The sequence below is a fragment of the Hafnia alvei genome, assembly GCF_034424155.1.
Lineage (GTDB): Bacteria > Pseudomonadota > Gammaproteobacteria > Enterobacterales > Enterobacteriaceae > Hafnia > Hafnia alvei.
The window spans coordinates 3655937-3679674 of the sequence record NZ_CP139992.1; the positions used below are offsets into that span (position 1 = coordinate 3655937).

The following is a 23738-nucleotide window of genomic DNA, read 5'->3' on the forward strand; positions in this document are numbered from 1 at the left end:
CTTTATTCGCAATAAAGAATAAAAATACAGTTTTAGCGAATAAAAATTCAGAGGGTTTCATGAAGGAGCGCAGCACCGAACTGGTTCAGGGTTTTCGTCACTCGGTACCCTACATCAATACTCACCGTGGCAAGACATTCGTTGTGATGCTTGGCGGAGAGGCCATTGAGCATGAAAACTTTGCCAATATCGTCAATGATATTGGGTTACTGCACAGCCTTGGCATCCGACTGGTTGTCGTTTATGGTGCGCGCCCACAAATCGACAGCAATCTGAATGAACACCACTATGAACCGGTCTACCACAAGCACACGCGCGTTACGGATTCCCGAACGCTAGAGCTGGTGAAACAGGCAGCGGGTCAGTTGCAACTAGATATTACAGCGCGCCTGTCCATGAGTTTGAATAACACGCCGCTACAGGGTGCTCACATCAACGTGGTGAGCGGAAACTTTATTATCGCGCAGCCGCTCGGCGTCGATGATGGGGTGGATTACTGCCACAGCGGGCGCATTCGTCGTATCGATGAAGAGGCTATTCACCGTCAGCTCGACAGCGGCGCTATTGTGTTGATGGGTCCCGTTGCCGTTTCCGTTACCGGTGAAAGCTTTAACCTCACGTCCGAAGAGGTCGCAACCCAACTAGCAATTAAGCTGAAAGCCGAAAAGCTGATTGGTTTTTGCTCTTCGCAGGGCGTCACAAACGACGATGGTTCGATCGTTTCCGAGCTGTTACCCAACGAAGCGCAGACCCGCATTGAAACGCTGGAAGCCTCAGGGGATTACAATTCTGGCACCGTGCGCTTTTTACGTGGAGCTGTAAAAGCCTGCCGCAGCGGTGTAGGTCGCAGCCATCTGATTAGCTATCAGGACGATGGCGCTTTGGTGCAAGAGTTGTTCTCCCGCGACGGCATCGGCACCCAGATCGTGATGGAAAGCGCGGAGCAAATACGTCGCGCCAACATTAATGATATCGGCGGTATTTTGGAACTTATCCGCCCGCTAGAGCAGCAAGGTATTTTGGTTCGCCGTTCGCGTGAGCAGCTCGAACGGGAAATTGATCAATTCACCATTATTGAACGAGATAATCTGACCATCGCCTGCGCGGCGCTCTATCCGTTCCCTGAGGAACGTATTGGCGAGATGGCCTGCGTGGCGGTACATCCCGACTATCGCAGCTCTTCTCGCGGCGAAGCCCTGCTTAAACGCGTGGCGGCACAAGCCAGACAAATGGGATTGGAAAAACTGTTTGTGCTCACCACACGCAGCATCCACTGGTTCCAAGAGCGCGGTTTTACTCCCGCAGAAGTTGACGTGCTCCCGATGCAAAAACAGGAGCTGTACAACTACCAGCGCCGTTCCAAGATTTTGCTCGCCGACTTATCTTGAAACTACCTCGCGCTGTCCGCAGGATGCGGACAGCCAGCTAGACGGGCAACATCATCCGTTCCATCAATCCGCTTCTACGCAGAGTTGGCGTGCGGATCGCCGTCTTTAAGATTTGCTCGCGGCTAAACAGCGTTAACTGATTTTTTGCACGAGTGATGGCCGTATACAACAGCTCACGCGTCACGATAGGTGAAAAATCGGCGGGCAGCACCAGCAGAGTATGTTCGAACTCAGAGCCCTGCGATTTATGCACCGTCATCGCGTAGGCCGTTTCGGTCTGCGGTAAACGGCTCGGCTGGACAGATTTAATTGAGCCATCAGGCAGTTGGAAATACACACGAATGTTATTCTCAGCATCAGCCAACGCAATGCCGATATCACCGTTAAACAATCCCAACGAGCTATCATTACGCGTAACCATCACCGGACGACCGCTGTACCACCGCTGATGAGCCTGCGTCGGCTTATGAATAAGCCTTGCTTTAGCTAAGGCCAGCTCAATACGATCGTTCAGTCCAGACTGTCCAAACGGCCCCTCACGTAGTGCACACAGCAAACGAAAACGTGAGAAACTCTCAAGAACTTCAGCCGCATCAGCCTGTTCCCGTACCCGTTGCAACGTTGAACGATAGCCCTCAACGCAGGTTTGGATAAGCGTGGAATAGTCTTCATCCTGCGTCATCGGTGACCATGAGATATCCGAGAACTTCCCGTCAAAACAGCGCCGAGCTGCGGCAACATCTCCGCGATTAACCGCAGAGGCTAGCTGCCCGATGCCAGAGTTAGCGTCAAAGCGATAGCTCTTCCTGAGTAAACAAATGCTGTCGCGTACCGCAACATCTGGCTGTTCGGCTCCCGCGGGGATCGCCGTCTGACACAGCACAGACAGCTGTTTAGCGCGCTCAGGGCGATAGCCAAACTCACTAAAACGGCACAGGTCACCTAAGACCGCCCCCGCTTCCACTGATGCCAACTGATCGCGATCGCCTAATAGAATCAGTCGTGCACGCTGAGGCAGCGCGGCGATAAGTTTAGACATCATCGGCAAATCCACCATCGAGGCTTCATCCACCACCAGCACATCGACATGCAACGGATTTTCGCGGTGGTAACGCAAACGAATACTGTTCGGCTGCGCACCTAGCAGGCGGTGCAACGTATACGCCTCTTGGGGAATGACTTCGCGCTCGGCGGGGGTTAATCCCAAGGCTTCAACGGCTTTACCCAATGATTCGGTCAAGCGTGCAGCCGCTTTGCCCGTTGGGGCAGCTAATTGAATACGCAGTTTACGTTGGGGATGCAAACGTACCAGCGCCGTCAGCAAACGCGCAACCGTGGTCGTTTTCCCCGTACCGGGGCCACCAGAAATAACGGAAACTTGGCGCGTTGCAGCAACGGCGGCAGCGACCTGCTGCCAGTTGACCTCGGCATCCTCGGAACTGGTGGGGAATAGCTGAGACAAAATCGCCGATAAAGCGGGCACTGATTCATCGGGTGTAGCCTCGTTGCCCGCAAAGAAAGTGGCGACAACGCCTTCATCCTGCCAAAGGCGTTGCAGGTATAAGCGTTGATTTTGCAACACCAGCGGTGCGGGATAGCTGCCATCGCTGACCTCGGCCTCAGCCAGCAAACATGCTTGCCAAGCAGCCTCATCCATATCACCAAACAGCTGGCTAAGCTCATGGGTAAAATCAGGAAATTGCTTGGCAAGCGAGGTTGAACTGAGCTGACTCAGCGGCAAACACACATGGCCCGAAGCCGTTTCCAAACTCACCAGCGCCGCCGCCAAAGCCAGATGCGGCTGCCCTTGGTTGGCCATTAAGCGTGCAAACTGAACATCCAGAGACCGTAGGTATTTTTGTGCACCCATGTTTAACAGCAGATCGAAAATCAGCATGTTGCGCCCTCCGAAGCTGAACTAAAGAGCTTATCCATTCCCTCAATGAGCACGGCATCTGGACGACAATGAAAAACACCCTGCCCTGGCTTATCTGGCGACATCCCGCGTAGGAAGCAGTAGAAAACGCCGCCGAAATGCTGCTCGTACTGGTAATCAGGCAGTCGATGGCGCAAATAGCGATGCAGCGCCAATGAGTAAAGCTGGTATTGGAAATCGTAGCGGTGTTCTGCCATCGCCCCCGCCATCGCCTCTGGGGTATAGGCATTTTCGTCCGCACCTAACCAATTGGACTTATAATCCAATACGTAATAGCGCCCTTGCCAGAAAAAGACTAAGTCGATAAAGCCTTTCAACATGCCGCGAACCTGACGGAAATCTAACGGATCGCACTGAGCGGAAAGTGGGTCATAACGTTTAATCAGGGCATCCAGTTCAGCGCTTTTTAGCAGCTGTTCAATCGGCAGATAAAACTGTAGTTCGGCCTGAATTTGGCTGGGGGGAAGCTGCGCTAAACAGGGCCCAGTTTCAGCTAACGGGGCGCGTAAAATAGCCTCTAGCCAACGATCGAGTACAGGAACCCACTGGTCATCCAATCCTTGCAGAGTCACCTGCTCGCTCAGCCATTCAAGATCGCGTGGCTGAGTGAAATCCAATGGCTCTAATAAACTATGTAAAAAGGTCCCCGGTGCCGCACCTTTCGGGAACGTATGCGGCGTGAGCTCTGGCGTGGTTTCAAGATCCGACTCCCCCACCGCATCCACATCAAGTTTAGGCAGCAGGTCGAAAAACGGCGTGCTGCTGTGCTGCTGTAACCCTGAATAACTGGTAACACGCCAGTCATCTTGCATCTTGCGGGTAAACAGCTTGGCTTGAAGCTTTTGTGCTTCTGGTGCATTAGGCACCCACGGTGAAGTGTCCTCATTGGAAACAGGCGTCACCACAATATCGTCATTTTGTAGACGCTGGAGACATTCCAACAGCAACGCGGCATCACCGGGCTCCCCTTTTTGCAGCAGGTATCCGATGGCGCTGTTATGCACGTCAGTTTCACCCTGTTTTTTTCGACCACCTAAAAACAGAGGCGCCAGCCCGAGACTACAGTGATAAACAGAACGGGTGAGCGCGACATAGAGCAGACGCAAGTCTTCCGCCAAGCGCTCTTCTTCCGCCAGCTTAACCGCATCATCGTTATAATTAAGATCGAGCACCGCTTTGAAGTTATCTCTGTCGTGATACAACGGCTGTTTTTGCAGCCGATAACTGCCGATAAAAGGCAGCCACACTATCGGAAACTCGAGCCCTTTCGATTTATGGATGGTCACCACCTGCACTAAATGGCGATCGCTTTCCAAGCGAAGTTGTTGGTTTTCCGACTGCACTGCGGGGTTATCAATTTGCTGCGCTAACCAACGCAACAATGCCGGTTCGCTATCTAACGTTAGCGACGCTTCCTGCAACAGTTCACCGATGTGTAGCACATCCGTCAGACGTCGTTCACCGCCCTCACTGGCCAACAGATTCTCAGCCAGATTTCTGCTCACCATGATTTCACGCAGCATGGGCAATACACCCTGCTTTTGCCAGCGCTGACGATAACCATCGAATTCATCAACCAGCGCGTCCCACAAGCGCTCGTCCTGATTGAAATGGTTAATCTGCTGCGAGTTCAGCCCCATCAAACTGGTTGCCAGAGCGCTGCGCAATAGACGCTCCTGTTCAGGAGCCAGCACGGCTTGCAAAAGCCACAGCAAATCGCGCGCTTCCGGCGTTTCAAACACGTTATCGCGGTTAGATAAATAGACAGAAGGGATCGCCAGCGCGCTCAGCGCATCACGAATTAACGCCGCTTCAGCACGGCTACGCACCAGAATGGTGATATCTGATGCTTCTACGGGTTTCGGCTGATTTTTGTTGGAGTACAGCAGCGCTTTGCCCTGCTGCCCCGCCGTCAGCCAATCGCGAATTTGAGCCGCACATTGTGTTGCCAATGACTGCTGATATTCAACGGTGCCGCAGCCTTCGCCTGATTGCAGCCAAATATGCATGGCTTGCTGACGCTGCCCTTCAATTTCAAAGCGCAGCGCCTGATTATTCTTGGCCGCTTCAACCGGCAAAAACGGAATATCTTCGAATAGAAAAGGAGATTCAATCGTGGAGAAAACCCGATTGACCGCCGCCACCATACCGGGCGATGAGCGCCAATTAGTGCCCAGCGTATAATGATCTTTTACTTCGCTACGCGCATACATGTAGGTAAAAATGTCTGCGCCGCGAAAAGCATAAATCGCCTGTTTAGGATCGCCAATCAGCAGCAGCCCCGAGTCCGGTTGCTTGGCGCGCTCTGTCTGAACATAAATCGCTTGGAAGATGCCATATTGCTGGGGATCGGTATCTTGGAATTCATCGATCATCGCCACGGGATAACGCTGGCGGATCGCCTGAGCCAGCATCTCACCACCGGGTTGCTGTAGCGCCAGTGAAAGACGGCTAAGCAAATCATCGAAGCCTAACTGCGCATGTTGGCGCTTTTCCTGCTGAACGCTGGTGCGTACTTCACTTAATGCACGCGATAACAACAAGTCACGCAGGGACAACGGTTCAACCAGTAGCTGATCGATCGCGACAAACACGGCATGCTGTGGAGGCGTACCTTTTTTGGTCTTTTCCAGCAAGATGTTCTGGCCAAAACGTTTGAGCTCATCGGGTAATTGATAATCCTGCGTCTCGGCGGCCGACCAGTCGCCAACCGCAGCTAACCATTTAGGTAGATAACGACTGCTGTAGCTGCGTTTGTCTACGCCGGAATCCGCGATCAGGCTTTCAATCTCACCAGCGGCTGCGCGCCACTGGGACTTCACAGCATCAATGCGCTCAATAATTTGCTGATGTCGCTGAGCCAGCGTTTCGTCATCAGCAATCACTTGGCGTAATTCAGGCAGTTCCCCATGCAGATAGGGCTGCAAATCACTCAGCAACTGTTCAGGGCCACTCCACTCTTGGCTCACCACCGCTGCAATATTCAGCGGCAACGGGTAACAATGCCGCCGCCAAAAATCGGCGCAGGCTTGGCGGCGCAGCGGAAGCTCATCCTGAACCAAGGTTTGCTGAAACAGAATGCCAGACTCAAAGGCATTATTGCTGAGCATTCGCTGACAAAAACCGTGGATGGTGTAAATAGCGGCTTCGTCCATTTGGCGCTCTGCCGCTAATAACTGGCTTACCGCATCCGTTTTATCATCGATAAGATCGAGCAAGTCAGACAACAGTGGATTGGTGCTACTGCCACGCACGCAGGCCAGACGTAGATCGTGGATATTGCTACGAATGCGCCCACGCAGCTCTTCGGTCGCCGCTTCGGTAAAGGTTACGACCAGAATTTCTTCTACGGACAAGGGGCGAGGAAAGGCATTCTCGCCCCCCAGCCCCAACAGCAAACGCAGATACAGCGCCGCGATAGTAAATGTTTTACCCGTACCGGCTGAGGCCTCAATCAGGCGCTCCCCTATCAGCGGCAGCGCCAAAGCATCTAACGTTTGTGCCTGAGTCATTATGGAGCAACCTTAACGGGCAAAGTTTGCTGCAGCGCAGAGGCGTTTTGGTAAGTTGTCCATCCTTTTGGTGCCGCGTAATGCCCATTAGCATGACCACCGAGCACCTGAGACAACAGCGCCATTCCTTGCGGTTTAATCACCGCCTGATGGTAGAACGTCACAATATTATCGCGATGTAACATATCGATTTGTTTGATCAACTTGTCGCGCGTATTGAACTCGAAATTGCCACGGTCAAAATCATTCGCGAAGCGGCCGGCTTCTTCATCCAACGTCTGTGGACGCTGACGCAGCTGATTCACCAAAGCAAGTTTATACTGATTAAAATCAGCTTCTTTTAGCGCTTTCAAACGTTTATCGGCCTGACCATAAAACTCTAGGTAGCGGTTATACAGATAGTCCGGTGCCTGATTATTACTTTGCAGCAAGAAGCCGATCCCCCACTGGTTACCAATGGATGATGGGAAAGCGAAGACCGCATATCCCAACTGTTCTTTGGTACGCAACTGGTCGTAGAACCATGGCTGAATAATTTGGCTCAGCAGATTGCTGTAGGCCATCCCCTGAATTTCGTCATATCCCGTTGGGATATAAACGGCGCCTAACGCAGAGTCACTGCTGCTACCGGCTCGTTGGATATTGGCGAGCTGTTTATGCTCAATCACCACATCCTTTCCATGCCACCAGAGCGTACCGCCGCACTTGAGTCGATCGCGAATATTCTCTGCTAAAGCTTTCACCTGAATGGCGGTCATATTACCCACCACCAGCAGCTCTGGCGTTGCCCCTTCAATTAGCTGGCTGCGATAGTTTTTGATATCGCTTAGCGTAATACCGTCCAGCAGCGCTCTTCGCTCGCTGCGTTCAGTGTAAGGCACGCTTGATAGCGCCTGAATAGGCTGCATAGCCTGTTCAAATGCCTTAGCTTTATCCGCTGAATCAAGCTGTTCGCGATACCATGACTTAGCCTGCTCCAGATGCTCTTCGGTGGCGTCAAATCCGGCATAGCCTTCCACCAGCGTCGTCAACAGCTGCGGTAAGCGCTGGGTAAAGCCGTTGGCGTTAATCGTTAAACCGTCGTTGTAGGTGGTTGAGAAACTAATCCCACCAATCGAAGCCTGATAGGCAAGCTGATCAAGTTCAATGCCCGCCAGATAATCGGTCAGGGCAAACATTACCTGCTCTTTTGCTCCATCGCGGCCAACTTTGTTACGCAGCGAAAGCGTGATATTGGCCTTTGGCTCATCGGCAAAATAGCGGCTCGGCATATACAACGCACGCAGCCCAGGCTGATCCAACACAATCTCCGGTTTTGTCAGGCGTGGTTGAACCGGTTTAATAAGTGAAAAATCATCTGGAATATAAGGATTTAACGCTGGCAGAGATAAAGAAATACGCTGCTCTAAGTTGTTCCATGCGGCAAACTGCTGCGCGGTAATACGATCAACCTGATAAGGCGCATCAACAAAATACGCAGTTTTGTTATGCGGCTCATTCGGGCTGATAAACCAAATACGGGCATTTTCCGGCGTCATGCTTGCTAAACGCGAATTAATGGCCTGCGGATCATATTTGTCTGCCAGATAGGAAGAATCGAGAACGTTTTGCACTGGCACACGCAGCATGTTGTCGACCAACCATTCGATGTAATCCATGTCGCGCGTGATGGATGGATAGCGGAAATCAAGATCGAGCACGTGAGCAATTTCATCGAAATAGCTTTGCTTAACGCCCTGTTCACGCAGCAATTTTAAATAATCATAGACGGCTGCAATGACGCGATCGCGCTCGGCCAAGCCTTTATCGGTGAGCGAAACGCTGATGGAGAATACGCCACCATTACGATCGATCATCGGGTCTGCACCCGCACCGATAGACTCTGCCAAACCCTGCTTTTGTAACCAATCAGATAGCGTGTTTTTGCTGCGATTACCGATCAGGTAAGCAATATAGGTATCGGTTTTGCTGCGAAACGCCGCGCTATTATTTTCAATGCGGTACTCAATTTTCAGCATCTTGCGCGGCTGCGCAGGGACGTAATGGATAATGATGCCCTGCTGCTCCGGCGTTACCGCCGGTACCGTAATAGGCGGTACGCTCGCATCGCGGTTTGGAATACGGCCAAAAGAGGTCACGGCCAGTTTAGCAAGGTTAGAAAGCGGCTGATTACTGTAAATCACGCCAACCATCAGATTGGCGGAGTAATAGCGATGATAGAACGAGACTAACTCTTGATGGAGTTTGCTGTTCGGCTTATCGCTCAGCGTTTCAAGATTACCACCGGAGAAGCGAGCGCTGGGATGTTCTGGGTTGAGCGTTTCGGCAGAAACCTGAGCCATACGCATTCCATCACGTGAACGCGCCATCGTTAGCTCAGCATTCACCGCGTTACGTTCGCGATCGGCATTCACCGGATCAAGTAAGGGTTCTGCAATGGCATCCGCTAAACGGTCAACGGCTGGCGATAAGGCATCATTTTCGACCTCAAGATAAAACGCAGTACGATAAGACGCCGTGCTCGCATTGTGGCTTCCGCCATGCTTTTTCAGAAACTCGGATAAATTATCAGGCTGTGGATAGCGCTTTGACCCCATCAGAACCATATGTTCAAGGTAATGAGCTAAACCTAGCTGTGAGTTAGGATCTTCAAGCGAACCCACGGGCAGTGCCAGCGCGGCAAGAGACTTAGGCGCATCTTTGTCTGAAACTAAGATCACCTTCATACCGTTATCAAGCTTAATAGCCTGATAGAGACGCGGATCGCTGGCGCTTTTATCAATTTTTTCCGCCAATGCCTGCCAGCCAGCAGGCTCAATTTTTGCTGAACTGGCCGGTATCCACAACAGCGACACGCTCGTCAGCAAGAATGCAAATACCGTCAGGATGGATAACTGCCTACGCATGAAAAACCTAACCATCATTTACCCCAAAATACTGTCAGCGACAGATAGTATAATGCTGAAAAATAGAGTGATTCAGATATCGTTTCAGCTTAAAAATTAATACCACGTTAAGGCAGAGTTAGCGTTCACGCAAATTCAACCTCACAAAATCACATCTGTTTGACCTCTATCAGGCCAAATTACTCCGCGCTAATGGCAAATAATACTGTTCAGCCAGTTGCTGAATTTCGCGCAGCCTCTTTTCGTCCATGGTACGCATAACGCGTTGAATATAGGGATCGGAGCCTTCTCCTATCACCCGTTGGTCGCCCTGCCATGCCAGCAGTAGCTTCATTTGCGCCTTAGACTGAGTTTGTTCATCCCAATCAACAGCGCCAGAATCTTTATCGAAGCAGTTATTCAGCCACGCCCAGCCCGTTTTAGGTAGCAGCAATAACGGGCTGCTGCGGCCTTGTCGATATCCTTCAATCAAGGGCAGTAACGCTTTCTCGGCTTCTTTTTTGCTCAGTGCGGCAAAATGCCACGCCGAGTTTTGACGACCAAAGCAACGGCTTTCACCGTCTCCACCGCTAAGGCAATAAAACAGGTGCTCAATCCAGAGAGCCATGCCGTCTACCGCGCCCAACACCGCAGGCCGCCAGCGTACTAAGCCATTATCCTGAACCTGTTGCAGCCAGCCGGTTAGCCGCACACCGTCTAGCACATTATCAATTTCGATACTGTGGCCCGAGGTGCGATATTCTCGAACCTTGGCTGCCACTTCTTGCATCTCTTCCTGCTGTTTTTCCCAGTAGATCTCGCCAAAAGCCCCGTATGGCAAGCCGCCCGCCGAGCGGATACGACGAAATAGCGCGGTGGGCTCTTCGCCATCAATGAGTTGATTTAGCAGTTGGCTATTGAGCTGATAGCGGCTGAGGTTATCCAGCGTAAACGGCTCTTCATCAGGCAATTCCGTCTCTTCTAAAATAAAGTTCACCCCAAGACGCATTTGGAAAAAGGCACGTACAGGATGACGGTAGAAACGAATGAGATCGTCAAGCGTGACCATCGAAATATCTTCTAGCGGCAGCGACTGAGCAAATGCCTGATGAGCTTCTCCAACGCGCTGCGCCGCAGGTAGCCACTCGGCGGCGTAGCTCTGGCTTTCGCTGTCATTAATATAGTTTTCGGCGGCAAAAGGCACACGTGGATGCTCAATTTGCAGATAGTCCATTACTCGCTGGGCACTGCTATCAACATCAAGCATTTCATCCCCCGGTAAATGATGGCTTTGCGCAATATATTCCATCAACTCACTGACGAGTACCGAAGGATAACGCGGTGCATTATCCTGAATCGAGCGGCCTATATAGCTGATATACAGGCGTTCCTGCGCGGAAAGCAGCGCTTCAAGAAACAGATAACGGTCATCGTCTCGACGGCTTCGATCACCACGCTGCACCTTGTTTGCCATCAGATCAAAGCCAAGCGGTGCAATGGTGCGAGGATAGATGCCATCATTCATGCCGAGCAGACAAACCACTTTGAAAGGGATGGATCGCATTGGCATCAGCGTACAGAAGTTAATCGGCCCCGCTAGAAAACGTTGGCTAATGCGTTCATTGTCTAGGCGCGAAACCAGCTCATCACGCAGTATTGAGAGCGGGATCGCCTGTGGATACTCAGCGCTGATCCCGTAGCCAATCACTTTTAGCCACTGTTGTTCAATCAATGCTTGAACGGTTTCCGTTTCGCTATCCTGTACGAAGAATTCATTGAGCATCTCACGGCATAACGGCTGCCACTCTTGTACTCGATATTCGCCACTCAAACGCGTGCGCCACTCACTGAGCCTCATCAATAAGTCTGCAAGCTGGCCGGCCAGTTCGGCAATAAGACCGCTTGATTCGTCGTATGGGAGAACCCCATTCCAGTCACCACAGCGGCTATCCATGGCATAGCCCAGCAGCATGCGGGTTAAGCCAAATTGCCACGTGTGCTGGCCTGTCGCCGGAAGATCGAGCTCACGCACGTTGTCATCATCTAGCCCCCAGCGAATACCGGATTCATCCACCCAGTGACGTAAGCGGCGCAGACCCTCTTCGCTAATGCCAAAGTGCTCGGCTAAGACCGGAACCTCAAGCAACGTTAAAACGTGTTCGGAGGTAAAGCGGCTGTTGGGTAGCTCTAATAAGGTGAGAAATGCCTGAATCACCGGATGCGCTTGTCGCGCGCTGCGGTCAGAAATAGCGAAAGGTAAATAGCGTTCGCGCGGCGCATTACCAAATACGGCTTGGATAAACGGCGTATAGCTGTCGATATCCGCGACCATAACAATCACATCACGCGGCGTGAGCGAAGGATCTTCGGCAAACAGATCCAGTAGCCGATCGTGCAACACCTCGACTTCACGCTGAGGGCTATGGCATAGATTAACGCTAATGCTGCGATCGCCCAGATCCAGCAGTCGCTTGCCGTTACTACTTGCCAGACGATCGGGCCGATCGACGATTTGGGCATGATCTTCCAGCTCCAGCAGATCGTGCTGGATGCGCTTGAGTAAGTTATCGGGGGCTAGATCTACAAACGCGTGCACTTCCTGTGGTTCACGCTGCGCCAGCAAATACATGTGATCGCGCCCCAGTTTTCCCCATGATGCCAACAGCGGATTACTTAATTCTTGCTCACCGTCGGGATTGAATAACTCAGACGCGGTTTGCGGATCGCGGAAGAGTTCGATCTCTTGCTGCCGCTGAATATGATGACGCCGTTTACGGCTTTGTAACTTAGCAAGAAAGGCATAGTCCTGAATATCCCCCCAATAATAGCGGCATGGATTGGTGAACATCAGATGCACATCAATATGCTTGCCCAGCGCCTGTAGCGCATCGAGATATACCGGCGGCAGCGCCGCAATCCCACAGATAAAGACCCGTTTAGGCAGCCCAGCCGGACACTCGGTTGATTGCTCTAAGGTATGAATAAAGCGCTCATATAAATTGGCACGATGCCATTCAGGCTGGTTGAGCTGCGCAGTGTACTCTTTAAGCGCAACCCAAAGCGGAGCCTGCCACTGCTGAGCTTCGTCCAGCCCGTCAATGCGCTCGCCACGCTCCCAAATCTGTAGCCATTCAGGGCGATACACCAAATATTGGTCATACAGATCCGCCACACGGGCGGCCAGTTGGAAGTGCTTGCGGCGGTCTTCATCGTCAGAAAGATAACGTGCCAATGGGGCAAAGGCTTCCTGCTCTAGCATTTGTGGCAGCAGCCACATCAGCTTCCAGGTCATTGCATCTTTGCTAAAGGCGCTTTCTTTGGGAATACCCGGCATTACCTGAGTAAAAAGATTCCAAATAAAGGTGGCGGGTAAGGGGAATTCAATATTCGCCGCAATGCCAAACTGTTTGGCTAACTCCATCTGCAACCACTGAGCCATACCGGGGCTTTGTACCAAAATCACTTCTTGCTCAAAAGGATTCTGCAAAGATTGGCCTTCAATAAGCGCCGCGATAAGCTGCTTAAGCAGATCCAATTGGTTCGAGTGATAAACAGTAAACATGCTTTCTCCGATAACTCTGGGTTCTGGCGAGTAACAAACGTAGCCAACGCTGAAGCAGCTTCAAGTATGCAGGGTATACACACTTTAGCCTGTCACAGGTAAGGAGGAAATCATTAGCGTTCGCTCACTCGGTCAACTGTTCGCAGATTGTTCTCTCAAGCTTTGCGTGGATGTTCAACGGCGCGGAGATCTTGGCGTTAATCATTTCACAATTCGCCTGCTGCTCAATGTTGACCTCCAACTGCCATGATTTAGGCAGAGACAACCGTGACGAAATCTCCGCGACGGGAACGCCCATTCGATACAGCGTGATAGCCTGCTCGCTGAATTGCCATGCGCGTTGCTGCTGCCATAATCTCATTTGTGCCTGCGTCATCCATTGCTGGTAGTGCAACATGCCGAGAAAACCAACAGTTACCAAGAGGATACTCACCATGACCTCAATCAGGCCAAAACCAGACTGACTATGCTCTTTCTGCCTCGATACGGTTAGCATAAATTTTCGCTATCTGCCGATGGGTAATCAAACCAGCCACCTGAAAGCGTTAACATCCTCGTCGTGGCCGGTGAGGTCGATGGCGTACTCACCGAACTCCCCATACTCACATAGCTAAATCGTTGTATTTTCATGCCATAAATTTTCGCTTTTACGACCGCACACAATATCCCGATATCAGTACTGATCGCTTTAAAACACACGGTAGCCTGTGCTGATGTTTGGCAAACATCAGTCAGCGGCGCCGGCCATTTATCCGATATTGTCGCCAGATCTAGCGCAGACGCCGCCTGTTGGCGAAGCATCTTGAGCTGTCGTTGATAGCCTAGGTTCTGAACCTGTAACTCCAGACGTCCCTGCTGCGCGCCGACAACCAGCAGTGACAAACTCAACATTAGAAGCACCGAAGGCAATAGCATGCTGCCTGCCTGTGGGTTGTCGTGGCTATACGCTAAATTCATTTACCCGCCACTCGACCATTCTCAGGCAGAACAAAACGCGACTGCTGCTCAGCCATAAACGGTGGTTTTAGCCGCCTTAATCCCAGCTGCACTTCATATCCTCGATAAAGTGGGATCACTTTAAATAGCGAAACGTTAATATCTCTTTCATCGGATACCTTTTCCCAACCGTTTCCCGAACATTGCTGTGTTCCACGGGCGGTTTCTAAGGCGCCGTTGCGGAGACGGTAGCCGAAGGCGTCTGCGTTAGCTGGCGGGGTAAGATCGATTCGTCCATTGGCGTTCAAATCGTAAAACAGAATAATGCACGAGTTTGCGACTTCCCCCTCCGCAGACGAAATTTTAGGCTCTGGCACCAAACAGCCCCGCGCACAAAAACCCGCTCGTGTGAGATCTTTATCCACGCGGTCGAGCAACTGGGTCATATTTTCCTGTATTTGCTGCCAGCGTTGGGTTCGAACGCTGCTGGCTCGCAGCATGACCATAATTTGACTGGTTGATAGCAGGACAATACTCGATAGCAGCAGCGTAACCAGCACGTCTGGCAGCGTCATACCGCTTTGGTGATTTAGTTGCATGACGGTATTCCTAATAGGCGTTGAGGCTGCGCGCACAGCCGAAGACGCCCCTGCGCAGACCAAATAACGCTGACCGTTCCAGCCGAATTACTGAGATCAATATGCCCTGCTAAAGCATTATTACGCACGCCGTAAAACCCTGCGTTTGTGGTCAGTTGAGAGGCAACTGTGATATCCGATGAGGAAGGAACATACGTTCGGGACGTATTGTGTACCCGCACGCTACGCTGCTCGGCATTAACCTCAATTTGCCCCGTGCTGTTTTCAGCAAACGCCCGCCGTTGCGCCTGTTGCAAAAAAGTCAGTAATACTTGCCCCGCCTGCTCAAGCTGAAGTGCCATACGCTGCTGCCTAAATCCATGAATGCCATACAGCGCCATGCCTGAAACCAGCAGCATCACTACCATCATTTCCAGCAGCGTAAATCCACTCATCCGTGACCATTCCATTGTAAGCCCTTAATCTCTGCCTGATAGGGAGATGAATATAAAACCGATTTTAGATAGGAAAAGCAGAACGAAAGGCTTTAGCAATGCTCGCCGCAGTCAATTTGATTACGCGGTGAAACGTGCATCGGCATTTGCGAAGCACCACGCAAAACCAAACAGTGATGAGGATAAGGATGGATGAAAGCTTCGGTAAAAATTAATAAAAAAACGCCAGCACAAGGGCTGGCGCTTTCAGAGCAAATAACGCGATATCAAATCGCAACAGGTGCTTTAATCCCTGGATGTGGATCGTAGCCTTCGATGTCGAAATCTTCGAATTTATAGTCGAAAATAGATTCTGGCTTACGCTTAATCACCAGCTTAGGCAACGCACGAGGCTCGCGGCTAAGCTGTAGCTGAGTTTGTTCCATGTGGTTGCTGTACAAGTGGGTATCACCACCGGTCCAGACAAAATCACCCACTTCTAGATCTAACTGCTGCGCCATCATGTGCACCAGCAAGGCATAGCTGGCAATATTGAACGGTAGGCCAAGGAATACGTCACAAGAACGCTGATACAGCTGGCAAGAGAGTTTGCCGTCTGCCACATAAAACTGGAAGAACGCGTGGCATGGCGCCAACGCCATCTGGTCTAACTCGCCCACGTTCCACGCCGATACGATAATGCGGCGTGAATCTGGATCTTGTTTCAGCTGTTCCATCACTTTGCTGATCTGGTCAATTTGACGACCATCAGCCGCGCCCCAAGCACGCCATTGTTTGCCATACACCGGGCCCAAATCGCCATTTTCGTCTGCCCACTCGTCCCAGATAGTGACGTTATTTTCGCGCAGGTAAGCAGTATTGGTATCACCGTTCAGGAACCACAGCAGTTCATGAATGATGGAGCGTAAATGACAACGTTTGGTGGTGACCAGCGGGAAGCCTTCTTGCAGGTTGAAACGCATCTGATGCCCAAAAATGGACACAGTGCCGGTTCCGGTGCGGTCGGCCTTTTGTGTTCCCTCTGCGAGCACTTTTTTCATTAAATCCAGATACTGTTTCATGTCACCTCACGACGTTTATGCTTTTGATACCTGCCGCGGCGTGATCGTCCGCAGCAGGCTATGGAACATTATTTAAAGAGTTTGCTGTGGCTGAGGACGGCGATACGCCCAAACCATCATGATCACACCCGCGATGATCATTGGGATAGAAAGGATCTGCCCCATGCTGATCACGCCATCAAACAGGCCGAGCTGGGCGTCCGGCTGGCGGAAGAATTCAACGATGATGCGGAATGCGCCATAGCCAATCAGGAACAGTCCAGACACGCTGCCCATCGGGCGCGGTTTACGGATGAAGAGATTCAGGATGATGAACAGCACCACACCCTCAAGCAGCAGTTCATATAGCTGTGATGGGTGGCGCGGCAGCACGCCATACTGGTTGAGAATCTCTTGCCACTGTGGATTGGTCGCGGCCAAAGGAATGTCTTCGCTACGAGAGCTTGGGAACAGCATCGCCCATGGCGTATCGGTGCTCACACGGCCCCACAGTTCACCGTTGATGAAGTTGCCTAAGCGGCCAGCGCCCAAGCCAAACGGGATCAGCGGCGCAATAAAATCTGACACTTGGAAGAAATTACGTTTGGTGCGGTGAGCAAATACCATCATCACCACGATGACACCAATCAATCCGCCGTGGAACGACATGCCGCCGTCCCAAACTTTGAAGAGATAAAGTGGGTTTTCGAGGAACAGCGAGAAGTTATAAAACAGCACATAGCCAATACGACCACCGAGGAATACCCCCAAGAAGCCAGCGTACAGCAGGTTTTCAACTTCGTCTTTCGTCCAGCCACTTCCCGGCTTATTAGCACGGCGCACGGCCAACCACATAGCAAAGACAAAGCCCACCAGATACATCAGGCCATACCAATGTAAAGACACCGGCCCAATAGAGAAAATTACTGGGTCAAAACTAGGAAAATGCAGATAGCTCGTCATCTATCACCACGACAATATCGAATATTTATTCCCTATCAATCCCTTAACCAGTAGGCATTAGGATATCAGCGGGAAGGCAAGTTGCGCATGATAGCATAGGAAAGAAATAGAGCGGGCTTGAGGTTGCGGAAAAGTTATGTAAAACCGTGAATCATCTTGCAGCGGAAAACCTGTCATTTCTTCAGCAGAGATAACAGGTTTGCCAAAAAAAATCAGATATAAACATCGATCTGATTTTCATCGGTTGGGCGGTTAACGCCGTCGCCGGTTTTTCCCACTTTATCCAACTGGCTTTGCTGCGCCTGCTCCGCCTCTTGCTGGCGAATACGCGCGATTTCGGCCTGTAACGCTTTAATTTGGTTTTGAATCAGCTCTTGCTGCTTTTTAATCTCTTCCGGTGAGCCACCCGAATTGGCTAAATCGCGCAGCTGCTGCTGAAGTTCCTGAATTTGTTTCATCAGTTGTTGGACACGACCTGAACCGCCTCCGGACGTACTCGCCCCCACGGTGCTACCGCTTCCACTACCCACGCTTTCGCCGCTGCCGGTTAACGCGGGCGAAACACCTGCTGCGGGCACTGACATGGTGATAGATACATTTGCCATAGTAATTATCCTCTGTAACGACTAACCCCAAAGATATTTTTAAAATATCTCTGAGTTATCGGCGAAAGAGGAAAAAACCTGAGCGAAGAATTTTGCCGAAGTCAGCAGGAATTACCAGCCTGTCAGCAACAAGAAGGTTTGCCAGAACAGCATCACCACCAGCACCCCACACAACGGCACACTAATCAGCAACCGTCCCGACACCAGCTTATTGATACCGATGCCAAGCAGCACTGAAATGGGCATCAGCGCCAGAAAAAACGGCCACGTGTAGAGCAGGAAAAAAGGCGTATTCAGGCCATAGACGATAAATGGCAGAACAAAAGCTAACCAATAGAAAGAAAAGCCCAATACCCCGCCAGCAAAGGCGTAGGAAGGCTCTTCTTTCTCCAATGACTTTTTCTTGTCAGCGGGAATGTTGGCAGCGTTTATTAGCATATATCAACCCTGGATAATCATTACATTCACCAAAGGAATAAATGTAATGCAACAATAACTAGGGTTTGATAATAGCGTGATGGCGTAAAACGTCTAACATTTGTGCGACCAAATTTGTTACTAATTGTTCGCCATTTAGATGAATTTCAGGCTGCTCGGGTGACTCATAAACCGAGCTAATTCCCGTGAAGTTTTTAATCTCACCCGCGCGCGCTTTCTTGTAGAGTCCTTTGGGATCACGCTGTTCACATACGGCGAGTGGTGTATCCACAAAGACCTCGATAAAACGCCCTTCCGGCAATAGTTCGCGCACCATTTGGCGCTCATGGCGATGAGGCGAAATAAATGCAGTGAGCACTAACAAACCCGCATCCTGCATTAGTTTGGCTACCTCACCCACGCGGCGAATATTCTCGATACGGTCGTCGTCGCTAAAACCCAGATCGCGCGACAGGCCATGCCGTACGTTATCGCCATCCAGTAAGTAGGTGCTAACCCCAAGCTGATGTAACGCCTGCTCCAGCGCGCCTGCAACTGATGATTTTCCCGAGCCCGAAAGCCCAGTAAACCAAATCACCGCGCCCTGATGCCCATGCAGTTTTTCACGGCTCTCACGGTTGACAGCATGTTCATGCCAGACGATATCAGGGCTAGAGGCGTTACTTTCAGTAGCTGGTTGTAATAAATTGATATCAGTCACCGCTATTTTCCACCCAGCAAATCGCGCGCACCCCAGTGTGGGAAGTGACGGCGAACCAATGCATTAAGCTCAATTTCAAACGCGCTAAAATCGGCTGTATTCGCTTGTGACGGTGCCAACGCTTCACGGATAAGCCCAGCCCCCACGGTCACGTTGGTGAGCCTATCAATAAAAATAAAGCTGCCGGTGTCGTGGTTTTGCGCATAGCTGTCGATAACCAGCGGTTCATCGAAGGTGAGCTCAACCAAACCAATCCCATTGAGCGGCAAAGATTCTACCGCACGCTGCGTAAGCGTGTTGATATCCACCTGATAGTCGATTCGCTCCACGCGAGCGCGGGTTTTCTTGCCACCGAGTTTGATATCAAAACTTTGCCCTTGGCTCAGCGGCTGCTCAGACATCCAGACAACATCTACCGTCGCGCCCTGCACGGCAGGAATTGACGCATCGGCGGCCACGATCAGATCGCCACGGCTGATATCAATTTCATCCTCTAGAACCAGCGTGATGGCTTCTCCAGGAATAGCGCTTTGCAGGTCGCCATCAAAGGTGACAATACGAGCAACGCGCGAAGTGACCCCTGACGGTAACGCCTTCACCGACTGCCCCACGCTGAGTACGCCTGCGGACAGCGTTCCCGCATAGCCACGAAAATCAAGATTAGGGCGGTTCACGTACTGCACGGGGAAACGCAACGGCTGCTGCTCAGCATCGTGTACCACATCAACGGTTTCCAAAATTTCTAATAAAGTGGGCCCGTGATACCAGCTCATGGCCTCACTTTGTGTCGCCACATTGTCGCCATCAAGCGCGGAAAGCGGAACAAATTTAATCGCTAAATCACCGGGCAGTTGCTCGGCAAAGCTGAGATAGTCCTGCTTGATTTGCTCAAACACATCCTGTTGATAGTCACGCAGATCCATTTTATTCACCGCTACCACCAGATGGCGAATACCGAGCAGCGTGGCAATAAAGCTGTGGCGGCGAGTTTGATCCAAAACGCCTTTGCGCGCGTCGATCAGTAAGATAGCTAAATCGCAGGTCGACGCGCCGGTCGCCATATTTCGGGTGTACTGCTCATGCCCTGGGGTATCGGCGATAATAAATTTGCGCTTTTCTGTCGAAAAGTAGCGGTAGGCAACATCAATGGTAATGCCTTGCTCACGCTCGGCCTGAAGACCGTCAACCAGCAGCGCCAAATCAAGCTTCTCGCCCTGTGTGCCAATGCGCTTGCTGTCGCTGTGCAGCGTCGTCAGCTGATCTTCATAAATTTGGCGCGTATCGTGCAGCAGACGTCCAATCAGCGTGCTTTTACCATCGTCCACGCTGCCGCAGGTCAGAAAACGCAGCAGGCTTTTATCTTGTTGTAGCTGTAAATAGGCCTCCACCCCGCCTTGCTCAGCAATTTGGTCTGCGATGGAATGGTTAATCATCTGGCTCATGGTTCTCGTCCTCTACGAATTCTTAAAAGTACCCTTGGCGCTTTTTCAGCTCCATCGAGCCAGACTGATCGCGATCGATCATCCTTCCCTGACGCTCGCTGGTGGTGGAAACCAGCATCTCTTCGATGATTTCAGGCAGCGTTTGCGCCTGAGACTCCACCGCGCCGGTTAGCGGCCAGCAGCCTAAAGTACGGAATCGAACCATGCGTTGTTTGATCACTTCACCCGGTTGGAGATCGATACGATCGTCATCTACCATCATCAGCATGCCGTCACGCTCTAAAACAGGGCGTGGCTTCGCTAAATAAAGCGGAACAATATCGATATTTTCCAAGTAGATATATTGCCAGATATCAAGCTCAGTCCAGTTTGACAGCGGGAATACGCGGATGCTTTCGCCTTTGTTCACCTGACCGTTATAGTTGTGCCACAGCTCAGGCCGCTGGTTTTTCGGGTCCCAGCGATGAAAGCGGTCACGGAATGAATAGATTCTCTCTTTGGCGCGTGATTTTTCTTCATCACGACGCGCACCGCCGAAGGCGGCATCAAAACCATATTTATTCAGCGCCTGTTTTAGCCCCTCGGTTTTCATGATGTCGGTATGCTTGGCGCTGCCGTGAACAAACGGGCTAATGCCCATCGCGACACCTTCTGGATTTTTATGCACCAAAAGTTCACAGCCATAGGCTTTGGCGGTGCGATCGCGAAATTCGTACATTTCGCGGAATTTCCAGCCGGTATCAACGTGCAGCAGCGGGAACGGCAGTGTCCCCGGATAAAATGCCTTACGCGCCAAATGCAGCATCACCGAAGAATCTTTGCCGATGGAGTACATCATGACAGGGTTAGAAAACTCGGCAGCCACTTCGCGGATGATGTGAATACTCTCCGCTTCAAGCTGTCGTAAGTGCGTCAGTCTTTGGTTATCCATGGACGATCCTTAAGCCAGAAATTCTCCCGAAGGCCACACCGGCACAACGGATATTTATCCAAGAGGGTTGGAGTTACAGCAAATCAAACCGAGTGAGCGCAGCGGTAACTTCAAAAAGCAGGATAGGGGCACTATAAGGTGTCAGCTTTGCCCAAATGAAATGACGAAAAGGTATTTGAAATAACCGAAAGAAATATGCAGCAAGCTGAGGCGGCGCAAGATTAAGGAAGTAAACATTTCCTTAAATTTTAGGAGCGCTAGAAATTGTGTAATAAGAGCGAAGACTCCATACTAGCCGCACTGATTTATCATCCCAATTATCACGCTGTTGAACACGTTTTTGGTTTTCAGCAGCGCTAAGGACGCTTTACCCATGTTTTCCTGCCGTTCACTTAAACTGGTTTGCGCAGCGCTATGTCTCAGCAGTAGTTTCGCGGTTTCAGCCGCAGGTATTACCCATCAGCCCGTGGGTAAAATTGCCGAACAAGAAGTACGACATATCTCGACCTACTTCCCCGGCCGCATGGCTGGTAGTCCCGCCGAGCTAATGATGGCGGACTATGTTAATCAGCGTTTCCAAAGCATGGGCTATCAGAGCGACTTAAGAGATTTCAAAACCCGCTATGTGTATACCTCAAGCGAAGGTAAAAAAGATTGGCATAACGTGAACGCCACCTCAGTGATTGCGGTGAAACCCGGCAGCACCGACAAACAGATCTTAATCGTCGCCCACCTTGATACCTATACCCCAATGAGCGACAGCGATGTGAACCATAATCTTGGCGGATTAACGTTGCAGGGCGTAGATGACAACGCGTCTGGCGTTGGCGTGATGTTGGAGCTTGCAGAGCGTCTGCGCAGCGTTAAAACCAAGGCGACCATTCGCTTCCTTGCGCTCAGCGCTGAAGAGTTAGGCAGCAAAGGGGCCGAAAACTATCTCAGCAGAATGAGCAAATCCGACAAAGACAACACGCTGCTGGTTATCAATCTCGATTCTTTGATTACCGGCGATAAACTCTATTTCCACAGCGGTGTTAACACGCCGAAAGCCATCGCCGAGAAAACCCGCGACCGCGCCCTTAAGCTTGCTAAGCGCTTTGGTATTAGCGCCGCCATTAACAACGGCCATGGCGAACACAGCCCGAAAGGTACCGGTTGTTGCTCGGATCATATGACGTTCGATGTGGCCAATATTCCAGTACTCGCCGTTGAAGCCAGTAATTGGTCTCTGGGCAAAAAAGATGGCTATCAGCAAACCAGCAAGAATACGCATTTCCCAGAGGGCACCACGTGGCACCAGCCGCAATATGACAATCTTCAGTACTTAGATAAACACCTGCCCGGACGTATCAAATCGCGTACGCGAGACAGCGTGAGGATTTTACTGCCTCTGGTGGAAGAGGTGGCTAAGTAGTTTCCAGCGATAACGTCATCTGTATAGAAACCTCTGCCTTTGTGACAAAGCGTTAAGCCATATTGATCTTTAATGAATGGGCATTACATTTATTCCAGATTGATCTGTTTTAGTGCCGCTTTGGCATCAATATTCGTTGAGGTTTTTATGTCTGATGAACAATCCGTTGAGCAACGCGTTATCTCTGGCCTTTTCTCTCGCCTACAACAGGCTGAAGCTGGCAGCGGGCCGAGGGATGCTCAGGCCGAGCGTTTAATTCAGGAATGTATCGCCAAACAACCTGCGGCGCCTTACTACATGGCTCAGGCGATGCTGGTACAAGAAGCGGCGATTAAGCGTTTAAACGATCAGGTAAATGCTCTACAGCAACAGGTGACTCAGCTACAGAATCAGCCGAAACAGAGCAGCGGCGGCTTTTTAGCGGGCTTATTCGGCGGTGGCAGCACCAATGCAACCGAGTCACGCCCTGCCGCCGTATCAAACAGCGGAAGCCAGCCTATCCCTGGCGCGGCAAATTATGCCAATAACCAGTACCCCAATAATCAGTATGCCAACAATGCGAATAGTGGTTATGCGCCTGCGGCCTCTCGTGGCGGCAGTAGCTTTTTAAGCGGCGCATTACAGACGGCGGCCGGTGTCGCGGGCGGCGTGGTGATCGCGGATATGCTGACCGGCATGTTCCACAATAGCCAGCCGGAAGAGATCGTGAACGTGGTTGAGGAAAATACGATTGCTCAGCCTGACGCGGCTCAACCAGATATCACGCAGCCCGATAACACTCAGCCCGATCTGCAAAATACGGATTGGCAGGATGATGCGTCAAATCAGAATGGGCAAGACAGCGGGTTCTTCGATTCAGGCTTTGGCAACGATGACGACAGCTACAGTAACAGCGACGATGATTCGTTCTTCTAAAACTATTGCGTAGATATCATATCCGCCGCATGGTGCGG

General features: G+C 51.2%; 18 protein-coding genes. 3 read left to right on the top strand and 15 right to left on the bottom strand.

Going from position 1 to position 23738, the window contains the following annotated elements; all coding sequences use genetic code 11:
- Positions 1-59 precede the first annotated feature (59 nt).
- On the top strand, positions 60-1388 hold the full coding sequence (gene argA, locus U0008_RS17110; RefSeq protein WP_043495288.1) for an amino-acid N-acetyltransferase: 1329 nt from the start codon (positions 60-62) through the stop codon (positions 1386-1388).
- A gap of 37 nt (positions 1389-1425) precedes the next feature.
- Here the strand turns inward: argA and recD are convergent, their stop codons facing one another.
- The 15 genes from recD to cysD all read right to left on the bottom strand — a co-directional run bounded on the left by recD (position 1426) and on the right by cysD (position 21371).
- A complete protein-coding gene (recD, locus tag U0008_RS17115; protein WP_193065642.1) occupies positions 1426-3285 on the bottom strand; it encodes an exodeoxyribonuclease V subunit alpha in 1860 nt (619 codons plus the stop codon).
- Entirely contained in the window at positions 3279-6836 is a 3558-nt protein-coding gene (gene recB, locus U0008_RS17120) for an exodeoxyribonuclease V subunit beta (RefSeq protein ID WP_043495290.1), read from the bottom strand. Before recB ends, recD begins: the two co-directional genes overlap by 7 nt.
- On the bottom strand, positions 6836-9742 hold the full coding sequence (ptrA, locus tag U0008_RS17125; protein ID WP_043495292.1) for a pitrilysin: 2907 nt from the start codon (positions 9740-9742) through the stop codon (positions 6836-6838). The genes recB and ptrA overlap by 1 nt, the downstream gene beginning before the upstream one ends.
- Before the next feature lie 169 nt (positions 9743-9911).
- On the bottom strand, positions 9912-13283 hold the full coding sequence (recC, locus tag U0008_RS17130; RefSeq protein WP_043495293.1) for an exodeoxyribonuclease V subunit gamma: 3372 nt from the start codon (positions 13281-13283) through the stop codon (positions 9912-9914).
- 124 nt (positions 13284-13407) lie between these two features.
- The gene (locus U0008_RS17135) at positions 13408-13779 is read right to left on the bottom strand and encodes a prepilin-type N-terminal cleavage/methylation domain-containing protein (RefSeq protein WP_043495295.1); all 372 of its coding nucleotides are present in this window, start codon (positions 13777-13779) and stop codon (positions 13408-13410) included.
- Positions 13773-14240 (bottom strand): DUF2509 family protein, encoded by a 468-nt coding sequence (locus U0008_RS17140; protein WP_043495296.1) that lies wholly within the window; start codon positions 14238-14240, stop codon positions 13773-13775. The genes U0008_RS17135 and U0008_RS17140 overlap by 7 nt, the downstream gene beginning before the upstream one ends.
- The gene (locus U0008_RS17145; protein ID WP_051874176.1) at positions 14237-14818 is read right to left on the bottom strand and encodes a prepilin peptidase-dependent protein; all 582 of its coding nucleotides are present in this window, start codon (positions 14816-14818) and stop codon (positions 14237-14239) included. The genes U0008_RS17140 and U0008_RS17145 overlap by 4 nt, the downstream gene beginning before the upstream one ends.
- Entirely contained in the window at positions 14809-15267 is a 459-nt protein-coding gene (locus U0008_RS17150) for a prepilin-type N-terminal cleavage/methylation domain-containing protein (protein WP_043495298.1), read from the bottom strand. Before U0008_RS17150 ends, U0008_RS17145 begins: the two co-directional genes overlap by 10 nt.
- A 251-nt stretch (positions 15268-15518) precedes the next feature.
- Positions 15519-16313 (bottom strand): thymidylate synthase, encoded by a 795-nt coding sequence (gene thyA, locus U0008_RS17155; RefSeq protein WP_043495300.1) that lies wholly within the window; start codon positions 16311-16313, stop codon positions 15519-15521.
- Between the two features lie 72 nt (positions 16314-16385).
- Entirely contained in the window at positions 16386-17255 is an 870-nt protein-coding gene (gene lgt, locus U0008_RS17160) for a prolipoprotein diacylglyceryl transferase (protein WP_043495301.1), read from the bottom strand.
- Between the two features lie 212 nt (positions 17256-17467).
- A complete protein-coding gene (locus U0008_RS17165; protein WP_080723968.1) occupies positions 17468-17860 on the bottom strand; it encodes a FlxA-like family protein in 393 nt (130 codons plus the stop codon).
- Between the two features lie 111 nt (positions 17861-17971).
- Positions 17972-18298 carry a DUF3561 family protein gene (locus U0008_RS17170; protein ID WP_043495303.1) on the bottom strand — a complete coding sequence of 109 codons (327 nt, stop codon included), beginning with the start codon at positions 18296-18298 and terminating at the stop codon, positions 17972-17974.
- Positions 18299-18356: 58 nt separating this feature from the next.
- A complete protein-coding gene (cysC, locus tag U0008_RS17175; RefSeq protein ID WP_043495305.1) occupies positions 18357-18998 on the bottom strand; it encodes an adenylyl-sulfate kinase in 642 nt (213 codons plus the stop codon).
- A gap of 2 nt (positions 18999-19000) precedes the next feature.
- The gene (gene cysN / locus U0008_RS17180; protein WP_043495307.1) at positions 19001-20440 is read right to left on the bottom strand and encodes a sulfate adenylyltransferase subunit CysN; all 1440 of its coding nucleotides are present in this window, start codon (positions 20438-20440) and stop codon (positions 19001-19003) included.
- Between the two features lie 22 nt (positions 20441-20462).
- A complete protein-coding gene (gene cysD, locus U0008_RS17185; protein ID WP_025800261.1) occupies positions 20463-21371 on the bottom strand; it encodes a sulfate adenylyltransferase subunit CysD in 909 nt (302 codons plus the stop codon).
- A 373-nt stretch (positions 21372-21744) separates the two neighbouring features.
- Here cysD and U0008_RS17190 point away from each other — a divergent pair, with 373 nt between their 5' ends.
- Positions 21745-22785 (top strand): aminopeptidase, encoded by a 1041-nt coding sequence (locus tag U0008_RS17190; protein ID WP_043495308.1) that lies wholly within the window; start codon positions 21745-21747, stop codon positions 22783-22785.
- A gap of 147 nt (positions 22786-22932) precedes the next feature.
- Positions 22933-23700: a DUF2076 domain-containing protein gene (locus U0008_RS17195; protein ID WP_043495310.1), complete on the top strand. Its 768-nt coding sequence runs from the start codon at positions 22933-22935 to the stop codon at positions 23698-23700.
- Positions 23701-23738: the final 38 nt, after the last annotated feature.